Source organism: Xanthomonas sp. CFBP 8151 (assembly GCF_011761885.1).
Taxonomy (GTDB): domain Bacteria; phylum Pseudomonadota; class Gammaproteobacteria; order Xanthomonadales; family Xanthomonadaceae; genus Xanthomonas; species Xanthomonas arboricola_B.
This window is the reverse complement of the sequence record NZ_JAASQZ010000001.1, coordinates 1,027,266-1,046,813: the sequence shown is the minus strand read 5'-3', so window position 1 is coordinate 1,046,813 and position 19,548 is coordinate 1,027,266. Positions and strand designations below refer to the sequence as shown.

15 protein-coding genes and 1 other RNA gene are annotated in these 19,548 nt (G+C 66.1%); 3 read left to right on the top strand and 13 right to left on the bottom strand.

What is annotated here, in order from left to right; translation table 11 throughout:
- Window positions 1-231: 231 nt before the first annotated feature.
- Entirely contained in the window at window positions 232-636 is a 405-nt protein-coding gene (locus FHT08_RS04360) for a hypothetical protein (protein WP_166774401.1), read from the top strand.
- Between the two features lie 250 nt (window positions 637-886).
- Window positions 887-1,894 carry an MBL fold metallo-hydrolase gene (locus FHT08_RS04355; RefSeq protein ID WP_166774400.1) on the top strand — a complete coding sequence of 336 codons (1,008 nt, stop codon included), beginning with the start codon at window positions 887-889 and terminating at the stop codon, window positions 1,892-1,894.
- A 164-nt stretch (window positions 1,895-2,058) separates the two neighbouring features.
- On the opposite strand, the gene FHT08_RS04350 is transcribed toward FHT08_RS04355, so the two are convergent.
- From FHT08_RS04350 to soxR, 7 genes are all read right to left on the bottom strand, one after another.
- Window positions 2,059-2,133: non-coding RNA, sX9 sRNA (locus FHT08_RS04350), on the bottom strand.
- 59 nt (window positions 2,134-2,192) lie between these two features.
- A complete protein-coding gene (locus FHT08_RS04345; protein WP_166774399.1) occupies window positions 2,193-3,710 on the bottom strand; it encodes a tryptophan halogenase family protein in 1,518 nt (505 codons plus the stop codon).
- 175 nt (window positions 3,711-3,885) lie between these two features.
- Window positions 3,886-4,923 (bottom strand): cupin-like domain-containing protein, encoded by a 1,038-nt coding sequence (locus tag FHT08_RS04340; RefSeq protein ID WP_166774398.1) that lies wholly within the window; start codon window positions 4,921-4,923, stop codon window positions 3,886-3,888.
- A gap of 4 nt (window positions 4,924-4,927) precedes the next feature.
- Complete coding sequence (locus FHT08_RS04335) at window positions 4,928-5,689, bottom strand: SapC family protein (RefSeq protein ID WP_166774397.1); 762 nt, start codon at window positions 5,687-5,689, stop codon at window positions 4,928-4,930.
- A 455-nt stretch (window positions 5,690-6,144) separates the two neighbouring features.
- A complete protein-coding gene (locus FHT08_RS04330) occupies window positions 6,145-9,303 on the bottom strand; it encodes a TonB-dependent receptor (protein WP_166774396.1) in 3,159 nt (1,052 codons plus the stop codon).
- A gap of 797 nt (window positions 9,304-10,100) precedes the next feature.
- Window positions 10,101-12,092: a M1 family metallopeptidase gene (locus tag FHT08_RS04325; protein WP_166774395.1), complete on the bottom strand. Its 1,992-nt coding sequence runs from the start codon at window positions 12,090-12,092 to the stop codon at window positions 10,101-10,103.
- Window positions 12,093-12,292: 200 nt separating this feature from the next.
- Complete coding sequence (gene soxR, locus FHT08_RS04320; protein ID WP_104607027.1) at window positions 12,293-12,739, bottom strand: redox-sensitive transcriptional activator SoxR; 447 nt, start codon at window positions 12,737-12,739, stop codon at window positions 12,293-12,295.
- Window positions 12,740-12,838: 99 nt separating this feature from the next.
- Between soxR and FHT08_RS04315 the strand changes: the two genes are divergently transcribed.
- Entirely contained in the window at window positions 12,839-14,209 is a 1,371-nt protein-coding gene (locus FHT08_RS04315; protein WP_166774394.1) for an MFS transporter, read from the top strand.
- A gap of 587 nt (window positions 14,210-14,796) precedes the next feature.
- Here the strand turns inward: FHT08_RS04315 and FHT08_RS04310 are convergent.
- The 6 genes from FHT08_RS04310 to FHT08_RS04285 are packed head-to-tail and all read right to left on the bottom strand — an operon-like array spanning window position 14,797 to window position 19,547.
- Window positions 14,797-15,963: a glutathionylspermidine synthase family protein gene (locus FHT08_RS04310; RefSeq protein WP_166774393.1), complete on the bottom strand. Its 1,167-nt coding sequence runs from the start codon at window positions 15,961-15,963 to the stop codon at window positions 14,797-14,799.
- Window position 15,964: 1 nt separating this feature from the next.
- Window positions 15,965-16,540: a DUF1190 domain-containing protein gene (locus FHT08_RS04305; RefSeq protein ID WP_166774392.1), complete on the bottom strand. Its 576-nt coding sequence runs from the start codon at window positions 16,538-16,540 to the stop codon at window positions 15,965-15,967.
- A 12-nt stretch (window positions 16,541-16,552) separates the two neighbouring features.
- Window positions 16,553-16,957 carry a DUF350 domain-containing protein gene (locus tag FHT08_RS04300; protein WP_005995053.1) on the bottom strand — a complete coding sequence of 135 codons (405 nt, stop codon included), beginning with the start codon at window positions 16,955-16,957 and terminating at the stop codon, window positions 16,553-16,555.
- A 37-nt stretch (window positions 16,958-16,994) separates the two neighbouring features.
- Window positions 16,995-17,672: a YjfK family protein gene (locus tag FHT08_RS04295; protein ID WP_166774391.1), complete on the bottom strand. Its 678-nt coding sequence runs from the start codon at window positions 17,670-17,672 to the stop codon at window positions 16,995-16,997.
- Complete coding sequence (locus tag FHT08_RS04290; protein ID WP_166774390.1) at window positions 17,669-18,751, bottom strand: ion channel; 1,083 nt, start codon at window positions 18,749-18,751, stop codon at window positions 17,669-17,671. Before FHT08_RS04290 ends, FHT08_RS04295 begins: the two co-directional genes overlap by 4 nt.
- Window positions 18,752-18,776: 25 nt before the next feature.
- Window positions 18,777-19,547 (bottom strand): PspA/IM30 family protein, encoded by a 771-nt coding sequence (locus FHT08_RS04285; RefSeq protein WP_166774389.1) that lies wholly within the window; start codon window positions 19,545-19,547, stop codon window positions 18,777-18,779.
- Between the last annotated feature and the right edge of the window lies 1 nt (window position 19,548).

The window sequence follows — 19,548 nt, the reverse complement described above, 5'->3', positions numbered from 1 at the left end:
CGGGTGATGCGCGTGGCAGGCGGGTAGCGCCTGCCACGTGCGACTGCGCACTGGACTGCGCGGAGCGCGGCCGGTTGTTTGAGGTGCTTCGTGGATCGATGGAAGTGCATCGATCTTAGGTGAGTCGATCTGGGGATCGTTGTCGACCGCATACGTCGGTCAGCGTGCAGTCCTTCATCTGCAGTGCCCGGATGATGCAGACTTGGCAGCTCGTCCTTCACCTGGATCGGCATGCCCGTTCAACGCACTCCTCATGTCATCGCCGCAGCTGCACTCCTGGCCTTGTCGCTACAGGTCACCGCCCATGCAGCCGGCAAGCCCGCCAATCGCGACGACGTCAAGGCCTACGCGCTGCAGCTGTGCCTGGACAATAACTATCAGCGCAGCGGCAAATACACCGCCGACCAGCTGCGCGATCGCTCGTATCTGCTGACCACCTATGCGCTCGACAATGCCAAGACCGGTGCCACCGACCGCCTGCATCGCTTCGTGGCCGGGCGGACGGCAGACTTCAATCGCGCCGAAGTGCCGATGAAGGACGAAGCCCGCCGCGGCCCGTTCAACCGGATCTTCGCGCAATGCATGGCGTTTTATCGTTCGCCTGCGTTGAACGAGTTCATCGCACGGGAGCTCTGAAGGCACTCGATGCAAGCCCACCGTTGGAAGGCGACGGATGGATCGAACGTGGCCGATTCGGGAAGGGTCATCGGACCGAGCAGTACACGCACCGCGTGCATCGCAGTTGCGGCTCTCCTGCATCGGGCGCGGGCATGCCGGTGCCGAGGTTTGCGTGGCGCCGTCGCAAACCCCGGCCGCCCCACGATAGTCTGACGCAGTGCCACGCCCCGCCTGGCACATTCTCTCCCCCGCTTCGACAGGAGCCGTCATGTCCGCCTCTTCGCCACGCCCTTCCCGTCGCCAGGTGCTGCGCATCGCGCTGGCAGCGACCACGCTGAGCGTGACGAGCCAGCTCGGTGCCGCGTTACGGCGCGAGCCGAAGGAAGACATCGCGTCATCCGACCCAACGCCGCCGGCGTCCTTCCCGGCCAACGGCAGCGTACTGGTGCTGCTCGGCACCAAGGGCGGCCCCACGCCATCACCGCTGCGCGCCGCGGCCGCCAATGCGCTGGTCATCGACGGGCAGCCCTACCTGATCGACTGCGGCAATGGCGTTGCACAGCAACTGGCCAAAGCCGGCATCCGCCTGCCTGCGCTGCGCGACATCTTTCTCACCCACCACCACTCCGACCACAATGCCGACCTGCTCAACGTGGTGTGGCTGGCCTGGGCCAGCGGGCTGCAGACGCCGGTGCATCTCTATGGCCCGCCCGGCATCGCCAGGATGGTGAATGCGTTTGTCGAGATGAATGCCATCGACATCAATGCGCGCATCCGCGAAGAAGGCCGCCCGCCATTCAAACAGCTGATCCATGTGCACGAGTTCGACCACCCCGGCACGGTGCTGCAAAACGACCAGGTCACCGTCACCGCCACGTTGGTGGATCACTACACGCTCAAGCCGGCGTTCGCCTACCGCTTCGCCGCGCGCGACCGCACGGTGGTGTTCTCCGGCGATACGCGCTACCTGCCTGCACTGGCCGAATTCGCCAAGGACACCGACATCCTGGTGCACGAGGTGATGTACCTGCCCGCGCTGGAAAGCATGCTCAAGACCAACGACAACGCGCCGACCTTGCTCGACCATCTGCTCAAGAGCCATTCCACCGGCGAGGAAGTCGGCAGGATCGCTGCAGCGGCCAACGCAAGGATGCTGGTGCTGAACCATCTTGTCCCTGGCGGCGACCCGACGATCACCGATGCGATGTGGAGCGAGGGCGCGCGCACGCACTACGCCGGGCCGATTGTGGTCGGCAAGGATTTGATGCGGTTGTAGTAGAGCAGTTGGGCGCTGCAGCGATCGGTCGTCAGCGCATTCGATCTGCGTCCGGCCGCGATGTTGCGAACCGCCCTTAACCAGCCAAAGATCAAAATGCACAGCGCGGACCGGGCATCAAACAGCACGCGGCACTGCATCTCCGGTTTCGTGTGCCCAAGAGCGGCTAATACGTAGCACGCAGCCGTCAGGTGGGGCGTGGACGGCGCGCCCGGAACCGCAGTGTACGAGCAGCCCATGCCGATTCCGGGCAACGGCGGCGCACGCCTGCCGGCTATGCAGCCTTTTGCCAGCGGCCCTAAGTCACCACCGGACTGCGCAGGCCCCATACGCTCGCACCTGCCTCGCAATACGCGTCGATAAACGCCTGCTGTGACGGCATCTGATCCACCGCGTGGCGGATCGGCTGGGCGATGCCGTCGAGCAGGCGGCACAAGTCGCGATCGGACACCGCGCGCGCCAGCGGGTGATGCTGTTCGGGCACGATGCCCTGCCCCATCAGCACATGGGTCCAGGAGTCGACGCGGAACAGTTCATCGGCCGCTTGCCAGGCATGTGCGCGTTCGCGCCAGGCGCGCAGGCGCAGGGTAAGCGAGTCGGGCAGCTCCATCGCGCGGCATTGGCGCCATAGCGGTTCGTCGCGCTGGGTGGCGTGGTAGTGCAGGATGATGAAGTCGCGCACATGTTCCATCTCGGCGCGGCTGATGTCGTTGAACAGCTCCACCTGCGAGGGCGCGATGCCCTCTGCCGGGAACAAGGTGATCAGACGCACCACTGCGGCAATGGTGAGATGAATGCTGGTGGATTCCAACGGTTCGATAAAGCCGCTGGCCAGGCCCAGCGACACCACGTTCCGGTTCCAGGCCTTGCGCCGGCGGCCGGTACGGAACGGCACCAGCCAGGGGTCCTTCAGTGCAGGCGCGGCCACATCGCGCAGCAACCTGGCATGCGCCTCGTCGTCGGACAGGTGCCTGCTGGAAAACACCAGACCATTCCCGACGCGATGCTGCAGCGGGATATGCCAGCGCCATCCGGCTTCGTGCGCGATGGCGCGGGTGTACGGCACCGGCGGGCCAAGCGCCTCGGTCTGCACCGCAACGGCGCGATCGCACGGCAACCAGTGGCTCCAGTCTTCGTAACCGGTGTGCAGTGCCTGTTCGATCAGCAGGCCGCGAAAGCCGCTGCAATCGATGAACAGATCGCCCTCGAGTAGCTGCCCGTCTTCCAGCAGCAGGCTGGCAACATCGCCGCTGTCTGGCTGCAGCGTCACCTGCTGGATCCTGCCCTCGATGCGCTTGACGCCACAGGCTTCGCTGCGTGCGCGCAGGAATCTGGCATACAACGCGGCATCCAGGTGATAGGCGTAATTGACCGCAGGCTCGCGCAGCAACGCGAAACGATCCACGCGCGAGGCAACGGTTTCCAGGCAGTAATCGCCAAAGCTGCCCGGCATGCCGCGGCGCTGGCTCTCCAGCCATAGATGATGGAAAGCGCACACCAGCGTGCTTTGCCCGGTGATACCGAACGGATGGAGATAGCGCTCGCCCTGGCGGCGCCAATGCTCGAAGGAGATCGACAACTTGAAGGTGCCGGCCACCGCGCGCAAGAACTCCTGCTCGTCGATCTGCAGGAAACGATGGAAGGTGCGGATCGGCGGCACCGTGGATTCGCCCACGCCCACGGTACCGATCTGCTCGGATTCGACCAGGGTGATCTCCAGCAGCTCGCGGAACTGATGCGACAGCGCGCAGGCTGCGATCCAGCCCGCGGTACCGCCACCGGCGATGACGACCCTGCGAATCGGGGCTTGGCTCACTGCGCGCTCCTGTGTGATGGATTGGGGGTGAGGTCTTGATCGATCGTCTGGACAACGCGGAAGGCCCGCAGGGAGCGGAACGCGTGAGTGGCGCATGCGAATACCGCACATCGGCCCTGGCCGTCCGGCAGCTGCGCAGTTGTCCGGTCGGTGGCCCTGGAACCAATCTGGCGCATCAGCGGTTGAGCTTGCCGATCAACATCGCGCGCAGCTGTCGCGCGAGCGTGGGGTCGATCGGGCCCAGCGCATGCCGTGCCTGCTCGGGCAGGTGCTCGCCCGCGCGCTCGGCAGGACCGAACACGTAGTAGTCGAACAGGGCGCGCCAGGCCTCCTTCTCCGCCGCCGGGCGATCGCGGATGGCCCACAGCGCGTGATACAGCGCGGGCATCGGCGCCGGCAGGTACGCGGGCACGCTGCTCCACCAGTAGTTGACCAGCACGTTGAACGGCTGCAGCGACTGCACGTGGTGCCACCACATACCGGGAATGAACACCGCATCGCCCGGCTCCAGCACGGCGGTGCGCGCCTGCGCCAGCGCCTGGGCGAAGCGTGGATACCGCAGCAGGTCCGGGGCGGCGATATCCACCATACTCACGACCTGCCCGCCCGGCGTGGGGTCCAGCGGGCCGGGATACAGATTGACCACCTGGTCGGGCGGAAACAGCGTAAAGCGACGTTGTCCCACCGCGCAGCAGGCCAGGTTGTTGGGCGCATCGTAATGGCAGGAGGCGATGACGCGATTGCCGATCCAGATACTCGGCTGCACCGCGATGCCGCTGGCGGCAAAATCCAGATCGTTGCCTGCACGCAGACCCGGCAGGTTGTCGTCGACCGGCAACGACGCAAGATAATAGGTGGGCGGCTGCGGATCGTCGCGATACGTGACGATGGATTCCAGCAAGCTGCTCAAGCTGCCACGCTGCACCTCGAAATTCAGCGCACTGCAATCGTCGGTATAGAACGGCCGGCCGGCGATTTCCGGGCCGCCGCGGGAATACTGCAGGGGGCGTCCACTATCGTGCGCGCGCAGCAGCGCCATCGCCTCCTCGGGGCTGCGCAGCCCGGCCTGCACCAGCGACCAGTCGCGTGCGATGCCACGCAGCACCACCGGCTCGGCGGCATCGCACAGCGCGGCAAGCGGCAGCGCGTCGGGGTGGCAATCGCTGCGCTCGGCGACGGCCGCGATGGAGGAGAAGGCTGCGCCGGTCGTCATGCGCTCAGGCAAACGCAGCAGTCGCAGACGCACTGTGCGCCTGCTGCAGGCGGCGCTGCTTCTCGGCCATCAGCCGACGCACATTGTGCAGCGAGGCCAGCATCAGGAACGCAGCCTCCAGATAGCCGGCCCGATGCAGTTGCTGCAACGAGGAGGCATCGAGTGCGGCAAGCCGCTCGCGGTCGATGGCGAACAGGCCTTCCAGCTTGGTGGCGTGGGTGGCATCCAGCGCCACATCCAGCTGCACCGGCTGGATCAGCCCCAGCGCATCCAGCGCGGCCGCCATCGCCTGGCCGGCATCCACACCGTCGCGGATGCCGCGCAGCACGCCGATGATGTGCTCCAGGTACGGGCTGTGGCCGCCCTGCGGCAGAAACACCGCCTCGCCTTGGTGGCGGCTGATGCGTGGGTGCTCCAGATCGACGTGGATCACCGGCTCCTGCACCAGGGCGCCATCGATACGCTGCTCCTGGAAACCGATCAAGAATGGCCCCTTGGCGACGATGCCGGGCAGATAGCTGGCAGTCCAACGGCCGTCCTGTAGGAACAGATTCTCGTCCTGTGCAAAGCCCAGCAGCGCCACCGACTGGTAGCCGCCGGTGGCCGGATCCGTGCGAAAGAACAGCGGGTACTCGCGTTGCAACTCGGCGTATTCGGTGACGAACGCCGGCACCAGGCCGAGCGCATCGCCGAACTCGGCACCGAAGCGCAGCACGACGCGTTGATCATGATGCGCCACATTGTTGAGCACTGCGTATCGCGTCATCTGGAACTCCCACGGTGCTCCGCCACGGAGTACCGCATTGCGTGGAATGCCTTGATCGCGCGGCCAGGTGGCGCGCCCGCTGTTGGCGAGCATTGCCAAAAAGCGACAGGCCGGCAAGCGGCACAGCAACATGGGAACAAGCCTGCGGCAATCGGCGTCGCTGCGCTGCCATAGCGGCCATCAGCAGGCGGGCGTTTGCTTGCAGGCAACCGCAATGCGTACCGGCTGCACCGACGAATGCGTCGCGGCATCGAGCTCGTGCCTGCGGTTGCGGTCGCCAGACCAGCGCCACGCAGGCTGACAACTCGACCCCGGCCACTCGGCGCAGCCAGCGAACGATTGCCCGGCTACCTCAAAAAACGCGCACCACAGGCCCGCAGCAGGCTGCACGCCGGCATCTGCCACACCAGGCACCGACTGCGCTCACCGGGAGGGAAGTGAGCGCAGCCGGTGGGTCAGAACGCGTAACGCACACCCAGCGTGTAGCGCGGCTGCTGGTCGATCAGGCGGATGATCTGCTTGTCCGAGCGCCCATGCCAACGCACGTCCTCGCCGGTGAGGTTGATCGCCTCAAAGCCAACGGAGAGCTGCTTGCTGAAGCTGTAGCTGACGCTGAGATCCAGCTGCTGATAGGCCTCGACGTAGTACGGATTGCGGTTGGCATTGTCCTGGTTGGCGGCAATCAGGTACTGGTCGCGCCAGTTCCAGGCCAGCCGCGCGCTCCAGCCGTATTTTTCGTACATCAACATCACATTGGCGGTGTCGCTCAGGCCGAGCAGCGCGAACTGGTCGCGGTCGATCACCGTGTTGTCGAAGCCCACATCGCCTTCGACGATGGTGTAGTTGGCGTAGATGCCGAAGCCGGTGCTGTCGAAGAAGTACTGCCCGCCCAGTTCCCAGCCGTGGATGTTGGCCTTGTTCTGGTTGACCGGGCGCGACACGTCGAACTGATACAGCGGATCGGAGGCATTGCCGACGATGTCGTAGGCATTCTCCAGTGCCAGGCTCTGTGCGGAGCTGCCGTTGTAGGCGGCCAGTCCGCCGGTGGCCGCGGCGTTGCGCAGCAGCGCCATTGCCGCAAACAGCGAGGTGTCGTTGGCCGAACACGCAGCCGCGACGTCGTTGCCCGAAGCACCCACCTGCGCCGCGCAGGCGCCGCTCTGCAGGAATGCCAGCGCGGACTGGGCATCCGGGCCGGAGGTGGGATCGCGCAGCCCGAACAAGGACTCGCGCGAGACCGTGTTGCCGATGAAGTTGCTGACGCGCTTGTTCCAGAACGTGGCCGACACGTAGCTGGCATCGGCGAAGTACCACTCCAGCGCCAGATCGAGGTTGTCCGATTCCAGCGGATCCAGTTGCGGGTTCTGCGAGCTGCCGCCGGCACGGTTGGAGGGATTGATCAGGATCGAGCCGTTGGGCGTATTCGGCGTCGGGCCGGCGATCAGGTTGTTGTAGGGCGCACGTGCGATGGTCTGGCCGAACGAGGCGCGTGCCTTCAGCTGATCGGAGATGTCGATGCTGAAGTCGAGATTGGGCAGGATGTAGTTGTAGCTGGTCTTTTCGCTGAAGGGCTGCTGCTCGGTGGAGCGCAACAGCTGGAAGTCGTTGTTGGCCTGCCACAACAATGCCGTGGGCGTAGCCACCTGCGAGGTGGATTCCACATCGGTACGCTCGTAGCGCAAGCCCAGCCGCGTATTGGTGGTCATGCCGGAGATATCGCCCTTCAGTTCCAGCTGCACGTAGGCGGCGCGGGTCTTCTCTTCCACCTGGTTGTCGGCGCTGTATTGCGGGTTGTAGCGGGTCGTGGCGCCGTACTGGCTGCCACCCCACAGCGCCAGCTGATCGGCATCGCCGCGCCATGCACTGGGTGCCGCGCCGTTGGCGTTGAAGTCCTCGAACATGCCGGTGATGCTCACCGGTCGCAGCAGCGCCTGCATGCCCGGCTCGTTGCCGGCGTTGGCCACACCCCAGTCGCCCAGGGTCGAATAGGTGTCGCTGGTAAGCCGGTTCATGGTGGTGTCGGCCGTGCTCACGCCGAACTGGAAGCGTCCGTCCTCGAAGTCGAAGGTGCCGTCCATGCGGCCTTCCTTGATCTCGGTGACCTGCGATTGATAGAAGATGCGCAAGACCTGCGAGCCGAGCTCGGCGGGGGTGAAGTCCGGGTTGAGCACGCCGTTGGTACCGGCCAGGGAATCGGCCGCGGTGGGATACCAGGTGCGTGCGCCGATCGGCAGGCCGTTGTTGAAGCGCAACTCCTGCCCCCATTGACCGCCGCAGGACGGTCCGTTGCTGCAGTTGTTGGTGCCGGCAAAACTGAAATACGTGGCGCTGCCGCCGGTGACCGGGTCGTTGGGCAGGCTCTTGGTCTTGGAGTTGTGCGCATCGAAGGACAGCTGGAAGCGATCGCTCACCTGCCAATCGGCATTGAAGCCGAGCGAGCCGAGCGTGTACTTCTGCTCGTTGCGCTGCTGCTCCATGCCGAAGTCCTTGGCACCGTTGGGCACATCGCGCAGATACACCGGCGTGGCCACCGCCTGGCCGGTATCGAAGGTCAGATCGGTGAAGCTGTTGGCGCGCTGCAGCCAGATGCCCTGCTCGCCGCGCTCTTCGCGGATCTCGTTGGACGAATAGGTGTAATCCAGGGTCAGGGTCAGGCTGTCGCTGGGTGCGAACTGCAGCACCGCCTGGCCGTTGGTGCGCTCGCGCTGGAAGTCGGCAAACGCATAGCGCAGATCGTTGGGCATGCCGTACAGCTGGCCGATCGCCGGTGCATTGGTCACCACCGCATCCGGACGCAAGGCCGGATCGGTGCCGGTCCAGCGCTGGATGTTCCAGGTGTTTTCGGTGGCCTGCACCGAGCCGCCGTGACGCTTCTGATAGCTGCCGCTCAAGCCGATGCCGAAGGTCTTGTCGGCATTGGTATAGCTGAAGATGCCGGACACTTCAGGGGTAAGCGAATCGCCGAACGGCTGCGAACGATCCGACACCATCTTGGCGCCGGCATTGGCCACCACGCCCTCGTGATTGAACGGCTTGTCGGTCTGGATGTTGATGGTGGCGCCGATGCCGCCGCTGGGCGCAGTGGCACGGCTGGTCTTGAATACCTCGATCCCGGTGATGGCTTCGGAAGCCAGCTGGGCGAAATTGAACGCGCGCGTGCCCACCTCCACCCCGCCGATCGGGGTCTGGCCCGGCGCGCCGAACGCATCGGCGCCGGGAATCAGGCGGCCGTTGAGCGTGACCGTATTGAACTGCGGGCCAAAGCCGCGTGCGGTGACCTGCGCGCCTTCGCCATCGCGGCGCTCGATCGAGATCCCGGTGATGCGTTGCAGCGACTCGGCCAGATTGGTATCGGGAAATTTGCCGATGTCTTCGGCACTGATCGCATCCACCACGCCGGCAGCATCGCGCTTGATGCCCATCGACTGATCCAGGCTGCTGCGGATGCCGGTGACATTGACCGCATCCAGGGTGGTGGCGGTTTGTGCGCCGGACTGCCGCGGCGACACCTGCTGCGCGGCAGCGTCCTGCGCAAAGGCGGGGTTGATCACCAGGATGCCACCGACGAAGGTAAACATGGCCTTCGACTTGAACTTGCTCAACGTACGACGCATCGATCTATCCTCGGGTCTGGAGTCCAACACCCACGGCCGTGGTCGCGGAATGCGACGCGGCGCTTTGCCTGGCCACGCGCTTGGACGGCACGCGGCATACATCCCTGCACAGCACTTGCCCTGATGCACCGCCTCGACCGCCGGCGCCCCCCCCTGATGCCAGCCGTGCGCGTGCCACGTCCCTGACGGACGCGACCTGCTGCCGGACCTGTACAGCACCTGCGGCTGCCTTCCCAACCAGTACGCCTGCAAGACATGCACTGCCGTGCGCCTCTGCACTCATCCCGGTGTCAGCAGGCGATGCAGAAAGCTGATAGCGCTAACACGCGGCGCAGCCTAGTCATGCGTGCCGGGGCTTGTCACCGTGCGTTGCAGCAAACACACCAGGCCACACGCAGGCACACAACACCGCGTGCGCTTGAGTCCGCAGCACGAATGCAGACGCAGTGTGGCTGTAAGCGTTACCAGCCTGTGACCTCAACAAATGCGCTGCAGCGGCGTTGTCGCACGTCGTCGCGTAGCGGCGAGAACACCGCATGGAACAGTTGCGCAAAGCGTCGCTAGGATCGCAACGCGGCAGCCTTCGATAGCTGCGTGCCGAGCGGCACACCTGCATGACAATCGCGCGACGATGCGAGCACATCGTCGCGCGATTGTGCTCGACATCGGACTGCACGGCGCAACGAGAAACGGCGCAATCGCTGTAATCGATTGCGCCGTTGCCGACGGTAAGCCGCGTGCGCTGAAAGCCCGAAGCATCTGCGCCATTGCAGCGCAGATGCCTGCACCGGCACCCACTAGCCGATCATCTCCAGCTGGTTATCGCCACGCTGGGCATCGGGCAATACATGGTCCGGATCCAGCGTCACATGCAGCACTTTCTGCGTGGTCGGCAACGTCAGCTTGGGCGCCGTGTTCTGCAGCCAGGTTTCCACCGGCACGCGGCGGTCCAGATGGCTGCCGTCGGCCAGGTCCACCCGCACGGTGACCGGCATCACCAGTTTCTGGCTGCTGCGCAGGGTGAGTTGCAGGCCCTTGGCAGGATCGTGATCGACGTAATGGGCCTCGCTGATGCCCATATCCAGCTGCCAGTTGTTGAGATACCAACCGCGCCACCACCAGGCCAGATTCTCGCCACTCTCGCTTTCCATCAGCCGGAAGAAATCCGACGGCGTGGGGTGCTTGTAGGCCCAGCTCGCGATGTATTTGCGGAAGGCCGGATCGAAGCGTTCCGGCCCCAGGATCTGCTCGCGCAACAGCACCAAGCCCAATGCGCCCTTGAAATAGGTCAACGAATGACGGTAGGTCTCGCTGGTGGAATCGGCGTTGTCCATCAATGTCGGCGCGCCGGCATCGGCCAGCAGCGGCAGGATTTCGTCGACCGGGTTGCCACCCTTCGGCGCATATTCCGAGTCGCGCTTGGGCGCGTACTCGCCCTTGTTGAAGGCATCGGACGCATAGACGTCGATGAAGGTGTTGAAGCCTTCGTCCATGAACGCGTGGCGGCGCTCGTTGGAGCCGACAATCATCGGGAACCAGGTGTGGCCGATCTCGTGCGCGGTGATCCAGAACAACTCCTTGCCGCTGTCTTCGAAACCGTCGAAGACGATGCCCGGATACTCCATGCCTGCACCGTACCCGCCCAGGTTGATCGCGGCCGGCCACGGATAGGGGTACCACTGCGAGAAATGTTCGATCGCGCCTTTGACGTATTCGGTGGAGCGGTTCCACTTGTCCGCGCCCACACCTTCCAGCGGATACACCGACATCGCCAGCGAGGTCTTGCCGCCTGGCAACTTGATGCGCGCGGCATCCCACACAAATGCTGGCGAGGCGGCAAACGCCACATCGCGGGTGTTGTCCATATGGAAGCGCCAGGTGCGCGTGGTGGTCCCCGCGGGTTTGGCCGCGCGCGCGGTCACTTCCTCGGGCGTGCGGATCAGCACCGTGCGATCGCTGCTGCGTGCCTGTTGCAGGCGTTGCTGCTCGGTGCGGCCGAGCACCTCGGCCGGATTGGTCAACGCGCCGGAACCGGCGACCAGGAAGCCCTCCGGTACGGTCACCGCGTAGTCGAAGTCGCCGTACTCCAGATAGAACTCCGAGCCCAGGTACGGCTGCGTATCCCAGCCGCGCAGGTCGTCGTAGACGGCCATGCGCGGATACCACTGCGCGATCTCGTAGATCTCGCCCTGCTTGCTGGCACTGACCGCGGTGCGCCCGCCCCAGGTGCCCGGAATCGTGTAGCGGTAGCGGATATGCATGGTCAGCGCCTTGCCCTGCCCCGCCAACGGCTGCGGCAGGTCCACCCGCATGCGGGTGTCGTCGACGACGAAGTGCGCGGGCTGGCGACGCCCGCCGTCGTCGATCTCGACACTGGCGATCTGCATGCCATCAGTGAACTGGGTGCGGCGCGAGGGCCGGCTGGCGGCAGCGCGCGCATCGGCGCGGTAGATGTTCTGGTCCAGTTGCAGCCACAGCACATCCAGCGTGTCCGGGCTGCGGTTGGTGTAGTGGATCGCCGCCTCGCCGGTGAGCGTGTGGGTCGCCGGGTCGATGCTGGCGTTGAGCGTGTAGTCGGCACGGTTCTGCCAGAACAACGGGCCGGGGACGCCGCTGCCGCTGCGGTAGGCATTGGGCGCATCGGGCAGTTGCAGCGGTGCGAACAGGGCCAGCGGATCGAAAGCACTCGCCGGCGCGGTGGCGCTGGCTGCGGGCGCGGCGTGCGCGTACGAGGTGACGCACGCCAGCGACAGCGCAACGGCGAGCGATCGGCGCAAGGTGGGGAACATGCGTGAAGTCCTGCGGCGGAGGGGAACCCCATCCTACGGTCGTCTTCCCCCGTCACGGTACTGCCATTGGTCCCGGTGGCGGCATTGCAGCCTCGAGGGTGACGGGCCGTCCGGCATGCAGCAGCGGCGCAGCCGCCACGGTCCGCGCGCGCGCTGCAGATGTCGATCACGTCACGGCGGCGCAGCCGGCGCACGTCACTTCAGCCGGCTGCAGGCCGCGACAGTCGCAATGCGCCATCCCCGCCCTCGGCCAGCGTATCGCCCGGATTGCTCAGCCGGCAGCGGCGCAGCGACAGACAGCCGCAACCGATGCAGTCGGTGAGCTGGTCGCGCAAGGCCTGCAGTTCGGCGATGCGCGCATCCAGTTGCCCGCGCCAGCGAGCCGACATGCGTGCCCATTCCGCACGCGTGGGCGTGCGCTGGTCCGGCAGCACCGAGAACGCATCCAGCACCTGCTGCAACGGCACGCCGAGCCGTTGCGCCACGCGAATCACGGCGATGCGCCGCAACACATCGCGCGCATAGCGGCGTTGATTTCCCGCAGTACGCAGGCTGCAGATCAAGCCCTTGCGCTCGTAGAAATGCAATGCCGACACCGCCACGCCGCTACGCTTGGCCACCTCGCCCACGGACAACTCACGCTGCATTGCCTTGACCTCAACCTTGGTTGAGGCAGGATGCTGCGCGGCCATGACCGGTGCAAGCACCGGCGTCATGGCTCTACACCCTGCCGTCCTGGATGCTCGATGCCCACCGATACCGCCCTGCCCGCCAGCTCACCTGGCGACACCTCACCCAGCTCCATCCTGGCCGCTCCGTATCGCGCCGCAACGCTGGGCATGGTGGCGCTGGTGTCGCTCAATGCCTTCGAATCGCTGGCGGTGGCCGCCGCCATGCCGACCGTCGCGCACGAATTGAATGGCTTGCCGCTGTACGCGCTGGCGTTCGGCGGCACCCTGGCGACCAGCGTGGTCGGCATGACCGCCGCCGGGCGCTGGAGCGACCGGCGTGGCCCCGGCGGGGCGCTGGCTTACGGCCTGCTGTGCTTCGTGATCGGCCTGCTGGTGGCAGGACTGGCGCCGAGCATGCCGGTGCTGATTTCCGGCCGTCTGCTGCAGGGCCTGGGGGCCGGCGCGTATTCGGTGGCGCTGTACGTGATCGTCGGGCGCTTGTATCCGGACGCCTTGCGGCCCCGCGTGTTTGCCGCGTTTTCGGCCGGCTGGGTGGTGCCGTCGTTGATCGGGCCGGGCATCAGTGGATGGATCGTGCAGCACGTCGGCTGGCGCTGGGTGTTCCTGTCTGTGCCGCTGCTGGCGATTCCGGCCGGGCTGATGCTGTGGCCGGCGATCCGGGGGCGCACCTGGTCCAGCGACGCAGCCGGCGCGTCGGATTCCGCGTTGCGCTGGGCGGTGGGAGCGGCAGTGGGCGTACTCGGCGTGTATCTGGGCGGGCAATTGCACGGCACGAGCGCGTTGCTGGCGATGCTGCCGGCATTGCTGCTCACCGTGTGCTGCGCCTGGCAACTGTTGCCGGCCGGCACCCTGCGGCTTGCGCGCGGGCTGCCCAGCGTGATCGCGCTGCGCGGGATCGCCGCGGCGGCCTTCTTCGGCTTCGAAGCGTTCCTGCCATTGCTGCTGTCGCGCGAGCGCGGCCTGTCGCCACTGCTGGCCGGCGTGGCGCTGAGCGTCGGCGCGCTGGGCTGGTTCAGTGGCTCCTGGTACCAGGGCCATAGCCGCGCCGGCTGGTCGCGCCCACGCCTGCTCACGACCGGTGCGTCCTTTATGTCGCTGGGCATCGTGATCAGTGCGGGGGCGGTGTGGCCGGTCATCCCGGTGCCGGTGGCGATTGCCGGCTGGGCGCTGACCGGCCTGGGCATGGGCCTGCTGTATCCGAGCCTGTCGGTGTTGACGTTGTCGCTGTCGCCGCCGGCGCAGCAAGGCGCCAACAGTTCGGCACTGCAGTTGAGCGAGGCGATTGCGGTGGCCGGCATGCTGGCGTTGGCCGGTGCATTGTTCGCCGCGCTGCTGGCCTCCGCGACTGCGGGCGCCTACCTGAGCGTGTTCGCCCTGGCGTGGCTGCTGGCGGTGGCGGGCTTGTTCGTGGCGCGGCGGGTGTGATGGGTGACGGGTGTGCGATATGCGATGTGGGCAAAGTGTCGAAGTAAGGAAAGGAAGCACTGATCGCCAGCGCCGATGCGTTGCGCTCGGTCGCTGTGTATCGCCTGCATCGCATGCAGCGCGCGCGCTCTGCACGACTTGCATGATCTGGACGCTCGGCACGGCGCCATGGCATGGCGCAAGGCAGACCGGGACGCCGCACCGCTCACGGCGCGACCGACTTTGCCGATCCTGTCGAGATCGCTGCGATCGAGGCCGGAAAGACGCATCCGCGAGCAGCTGGCCATTTTTTCGCCACCCATCTTGACAGCGTTGCAGGCCGGGGCCTGCGCCCACTTGTCCACAGCCTTGTGCAAGTTCCATCCACAGGCGATGTGGAAAACCTGCGCTGCGCGGCAGGCAGCGCAGGGCTTGCGCGCCACTGCAGCGTGTGTCGGGCGATGCGGCATGGCAGCCGCGTCACGCGGCGCGGGCCATGGCGTACGGCCCGGCCATGCGGAGCAAGCGCTTCACTCACGCGCATATGCAAGGGCGATCGCAACACACGGCACCGCCGCGCCACGGCGGCGATGCGCACTCCTGCAGCATCAGTCCAGAATCACGTGCGGCACGAAGCGCGAGGTGTCGCGGGTGATCGGGCCGTCGTCGTCGCGCATGCCCAGCCCGGCCGGACGATCGGCCACCACCCAGCTGCCCACCAGCGCATGCCGGCCATCGAACACCGGCAACGGATGATGCGCCTGCAGGATCGCCGGCCCGTCCACATACGGGCCGTCGGTCTGCGCAGCGTCGCCTTGGGTAGTGACCAGGGAAATATTGGCGCCCTCGCGCGACAGCAGCGGCTTGCGTACCCAGCCTGCCGTGGGCGCTTCGCCCGCTTGCGCAAAGTGCGCCGGCAGCAGGTTGGGATGGCCCTGATGCCGCTCCCACAGCAGCGGCAGGATGCCCTTGTTGCTCAGCACCGATTTCCAAGCCGGCTCGATCAGGCGCACGCGGTTGGCGCACAGCGCCGGGCCGAAGCGTTCTTCCATCATGAATTCCAGCGGGTAGAGCTTGAACAGCGTGTGGATCACCCGGTCCTGCTCGTCGGTGAACCAGCCATCGGCGCTCAGGCCGATGTCTTCGATGGCCACTTCCTCGGTAATGATGCCCACCTGATGCGCGCAGTCGCGCAGGTAGCGCACCGTGGCGCGGTCTTCCAGCGACTCGCGCACCGCGGAGAAATGCATCTGCGCACCGAGCGCGCCATCCACCGCCAGCGCGCCCAGGGTTTCGCACAGCAGGTCCTGGATCAGGTTGTACTGATCGGTGCCCTTGGGCAGCGCACCGGCGGCGATCTGCTGTTCCAGCCACAGCCACTGGAAATACGCCGATTCGTACAGCGAGGTCGGCGTGTCGTAGTTGAGCTCATACAGCTTGGCCGGGCCGTTGCCGGCATAGGCCAGGTCCATGCGGCCGTACAGATGCGGGTCGCGGTTCTTCCACGAGGTGGCGATCCAATCCCAGTAGAACGGCGGGATCGCCAGCTGTGTCATCAGCTGTTCCGAGCCCACCACCTCGTCCACCAACTGCATTGCCATGTCGTGCAGTTCTTGCGTGGGCGCCTCGATGTCGTGTTCGATCTGCTGCAGCGTAAACGCGTAGTACGCGCTTTCGTCCCAGTACCGCTCGCCGTCGATGGTGTGGAAATGGAAGCCGAGCGCCTCGGCCTGCTCGCGCCAGTCCGGGCGCTCGGCAATTGCGATCCGTTGCATGTCAGCCGCCGTATCCGGAGCTGCGCCCGCCGCTACCGAACGAACTGCGCGCCGCCGCACTGGAGCCGAAACCCGAGCGCGACACGGTGATCGCCCGCGACGGCATGTCGATGGCACCGCTGCGCCCGCGGACGGTGCCGACGCGGTTGCTGGCCAGATCGCCATTGGGCTTGTAGTACCCACCGCTGCGGTAATCGCGGTACAGCGGCACCGCGCCGCCATAGCGATAGCCGCCACCACCGGTCATGTTGCCCAACGCGTAGCCCAGCAAAAACCCGCCCATCGGCGGGATCCAGCTCTGCTGGCCCTGCGCCGTCTGCACCGCCGTGCAACTGCCGAACTGCTCGTCGCACTCGTAGCGCGTATTGAAGCGCGGCGCGGCCTGCTGGTGCTTGGCCACCGCCTCGTCGTAGGCCTTGAGGCATTGCTGGATGTCGGTCTGTTCCTGCTTGATCTGGTAGCAGTCGGAGGCCGACTGCAGCACCACGCCGGTTTCCGGTTCGGAACCGCAGCCGGTGAAGAAGGCGGCCGGCAATGCGGCCATCAGGGTGAGCTTGAGATTGCGTGATCGCTTCATGCCTGCGCTCCGTTACGGCGTGATCGCTGCGGCATTGATCAGCCCGACCGCGATCGACACGCCGGCCGAGAAGATGCCGGCGGCGGTGACGTTGTCGGTGATCTGCCGCGAGATGCGCCCGGCTACCAGGTTGGCCAGCAGATACGCCACGACCTGGATGCCGCAGGCGACCGCACCCCAGATCAGCGCATCGACCAGGCTCACCGAATGGGTGATGGCCGAATGCAGCGGCAATGCCACACCGATCAGGTTGCCGGCCAACGCGGTGGCCGCAGCCACGTTGCCTTGCCGCAGCAGGGTGAAATCCTTGTGCGGGGTGACCAGGGTCACCAACACCACCGCGACGATCAACACGCCCAGGCCGGTGCCGAAGTAGGAAAGAAACGCGAGAAAACTCTGCAGGTTGATCGGGTTCATGACAGGACCAGTGTAGGTGGAAGACGAGCGCGCACGCTCAGGTGATATCCAGATCGGCGACGGTGACATCGATGCCGACTGCATAGGTGACGCAGAATTCGTTGGGGCCGGAATCCTCGCCGGTGACCAGCAGGAATTCCTCGCGCTGTAGCTCCGGCACATCGCGGCTGTAGAGCATGGCGTAGTGGGTCAGATCGCCATCGCGGCGTGGCGGCTGATAGCGGTACAGCACTTCGTCGTAGGCGATCGGCGGAATCCGCGCGGCATCGTCGGTGGACTGCGTGGCGCGTTGCCAGCGCTTGCCGGCGTACTCGATCTGCGCCGCACCCAGATGCGGATGCTGCATCACGAACTCCTGAAACGCCTGCTTGCTGGGCGGATTGACCGTCTCGCAATACACGAACGCCTTCATCGCTTCCAGATCGCCGCCGACCGTGGTGACCTGCAGGAACGCATCGTCGTCCAGATAGAAACGATGCAGGGCATAGCCATCGCCCAGATTGACGTGGCCGTAGCACGGAATGCCTTGATGCCCACCCGGCAACTCGGCGGTCATGGCCTCCGGTGCCATGCGGTACAACGTGGTATCGATCTCCAGCTGCCCCCCCACGCGCAAGCCCAGCGGCAGCGCGTGACCGATGGCGCCAGTGCCGGATGCGGGCAACGGCGGCGGTTGTGGTTGACCGAACAACTTGCTGAAAAAACTCATCGTCATGCACCTTGTGGCGATGGGGAACGGGACACGGTGGCAGCGCGCAGCGCCTGCCATGCGATGGCATGCGCGGGCACGCGCTGTTCGGCCAGGTAGTACAGCATGGCACCGGCCGGCACCGCGGTGTGTGCGGGCGGGTTCAAGCGCAGCGCGCCATCGGGCGCGCGCAGGCCCAGCAACAGGGCGCCACGCTGGCCAAAATCGGCGGCCAGCAGGCGGTAGTCCAGCGGGTCGACATCGGCAGGAACCGCCAGGCTGAACTGGGTCGGGCCATCGTCCACCGACAGCAGTTCGGCCATGATCGCCGCGCTGCCCGGATCCTGCGCAGCGCGGGCCAGGATCTCGGCGGTCATCGGCCGCGTGCATTCGATCGCCGGATAGTGGCAATTGACCAGCCGCGCGGCGCTGCCCGAGTCGAAGTGCGCCACGATGTGCGCACGCGGCGCATGCGCCATCAGCGCGAACACCGCCGCCAGGGTCTGGTCGTCCGAGGGCGGGTTGACGATCACCCGCGCCGCGCCGGCGATGCCGGCACGCAGGTAGACCTCGGTATGCGTATACGACTCGGCGGCAATGAAGCGCATATGGTCGGGCATCGGGTTCTCGGCCACGCCCTCGGCGATCAGCACCACGCCTTCGTCGTCGGTGGCGGTGTCGGACAGCAACAGCTCCACCAGGCGCATGGACGCGGCGCCCTGCCAGCCGATCAGGATGGTGTGCCCGCGCAGATCGGCGTAAGCCATCTTGCCCATGTGGTGGCGCCTCCAGAAGGTAATGAGCACGCCGCTGGTCTTGGCCAGCACCGTGGCGAACAGCGCCACTGCGCCCGGCATCAGCACGAACGCGGCGATATAGCGCCCGGCCACCGAACCCGGCGACAGGTCGCCGTAGCCGATGGTGGTGGCGGTGGTCATGTAGTAATACGGAAACGCGTCCAGGCCAACGAGCCTGTGCTCGCCGGCCAGCAGCAGCAACACCCAGCTCAGCGCCATGTGCGCCAGCAATGCCAGCGCCACCATGCCCCAGCTGACGCGGCGCACGTGGCGCCGCAATACCCGCAACAGCTTTCCGACGATGATCATGGCGCGTCCTGTGCCGTGCGGCGGATCAGCTGTCGCTGCGCGGAACCTGCTGCACGTCGCGCACCTGGCCGATCAGCGGCGCGCTGCCGCCGGCGGTGTCGTGGCCGAGCTGGGCCGGCTTCTTGAAGCGTGCCAGCACGGCGGCGGCGTTGGACTCGCCTTCCATCAGGCCGGCCGCGGCCAGACGCCGGTTCAGGTCGCCGTCGCCGCTGGACGCTTCCAGCTCTTCGGCCGATTCGATGCGTGCGGAGGTCTCGGCCTGACGCGCCTTGATCCGCTCCAGCGATTCCAGTGCCGAGCCCATCTTGCTGCTGGCGCCGGAATGCCGCGCGGCAATCGCCGCCTGTGCCTTCTGCACCGCGTCGGTGGCCTTGACCGTATCGATCTGCTGGCGCATGCCGCGCAGCTGGTTCTCGGTCTTCTGGATGGTGGCCTTGAGCGTCACCACCGACTGGTCCAACGCCGTCTTGGAGGCCTTGTCGCCGGCGTCCTCGCTTTCCAGCGCGGCGAGTTTGCTCGCCACGTCGTGGGCCAGCGATTCGTCGCCCTTGGCCAGCGCACCTTCGATGTAGCGCGTGTATTCGGCCATCTTGCCGGCGCGCGCGTCGATCTTCTGCTGGGCAAGCTTGCTCTGCGCCATCAGCTTGGTCAGCTCTTCACGCGAGCGCGTGAGCTGGGCACCGGCATCGCGCATTTCCTGGTCCAGGATGCGCAGCGCGTTGGCGTCGACCGCCTTCTGGCCGGTTTCGTGTGCAGTGCCACGCAGCAGCGTGATCAGCTTTGAAAAGATACTCATG

Coding starts and splice junctions, on each gene's coding strand:
- FHT08_RS04360 (WP_166774401.1), top strand. CDS start 232: ATGCCCGTTCAACGCACTCCTCATGTCATCGCCGCAGCTGCACTCCTG.
- FHT08_RS04355 (WP_166774400.1), top strand. CDS start 887: ATGTCCGCCTCTTCGCCACGCCCTTCCCGTCGCCAGGTGCTGCGCATC.
- FHT08_RS04340 (WP_166774398.1), bottom strand. CDS start 4,923: ATGACGACCGGCGCAGCCTTCTCCTCCATCGCGGCCGTCGCCGAGCGC.
- FHT08_RS04335 (WP_166774397.1), bottom strand. CDS start 5,689: ATGACGCGATACGCAGTGCTCAACAATGTGGCGCATCATGATCAACGC.
- FHT08_RS04330 (WP_166774396.1), bottom strand. CDS start 9,303: ATGCGTCGTACGTTGAGCAAGTTCAAGTCGAAGGCCATGTTTACCTTC.
- FHT08_RS04325 (WP_166774395.1), bottom strand. CDS start 12,092: ATGTTCCCCACCTTGCGCCGATCGCTCGCCGTTGCGCTGTCGCTGGCG.
- soxR (WP_104607027.1), bottom strand. CDS start 12,739: ATGCAGCGTGAGTTGTCCGTGGGCGAGGTGGCCAAGCGTAGCGGCGTG.
- FHT08_RS04315 (WP_166774394.1), top strand. CDS start 12,839: ATGCCCACCGATACCGCCCTGCCCGCCAGCTCACCTGGCGACACCTCA.
- FHT08_RS04310 (WP_166774393.1), bottom strand. CDS start 15,963: ATGCAACGGATCGCAATTGCCGAGCGCCCGGACTGGCGCGAGCAGGCC.
- FHT08_RS04305 (WP_166774392.1), bottom strand. CDS start 16,540: ATGAAGCGATCACGCAATCTCAAGCTCACCCTGATGGCCGCATTGCCG.
- FHT08_RS04300 (WP_005995053.1), bottom strand. CDS start 16,957: ATGAACCCGATCAACCTGCAGAGTTTTCTCGCGTTTCTTTCCTACTTC.
- FHT08_RS04295 (WP_166774391.1), bottom strand. CDS start 17,672: ATGACGATGAGTTTTTTCAGCAAGTTGTTCGGTCAACCACAACCGCCG.
- FHT08_RS04290 (WP_166774390.1), bottom strand. CDS start 18,751: ATGATCATCGTCGGAAAGCTGTTGCGGGTATTGCGGCGCCACGTGCGC.
- FHT08_RS04285 (WP_166774389.1), bottom strand. CDS start 19,547: ATGAGTATCTTTTCAAAGCTGATCACGCTGCTGCGTGGCACTGCACAC.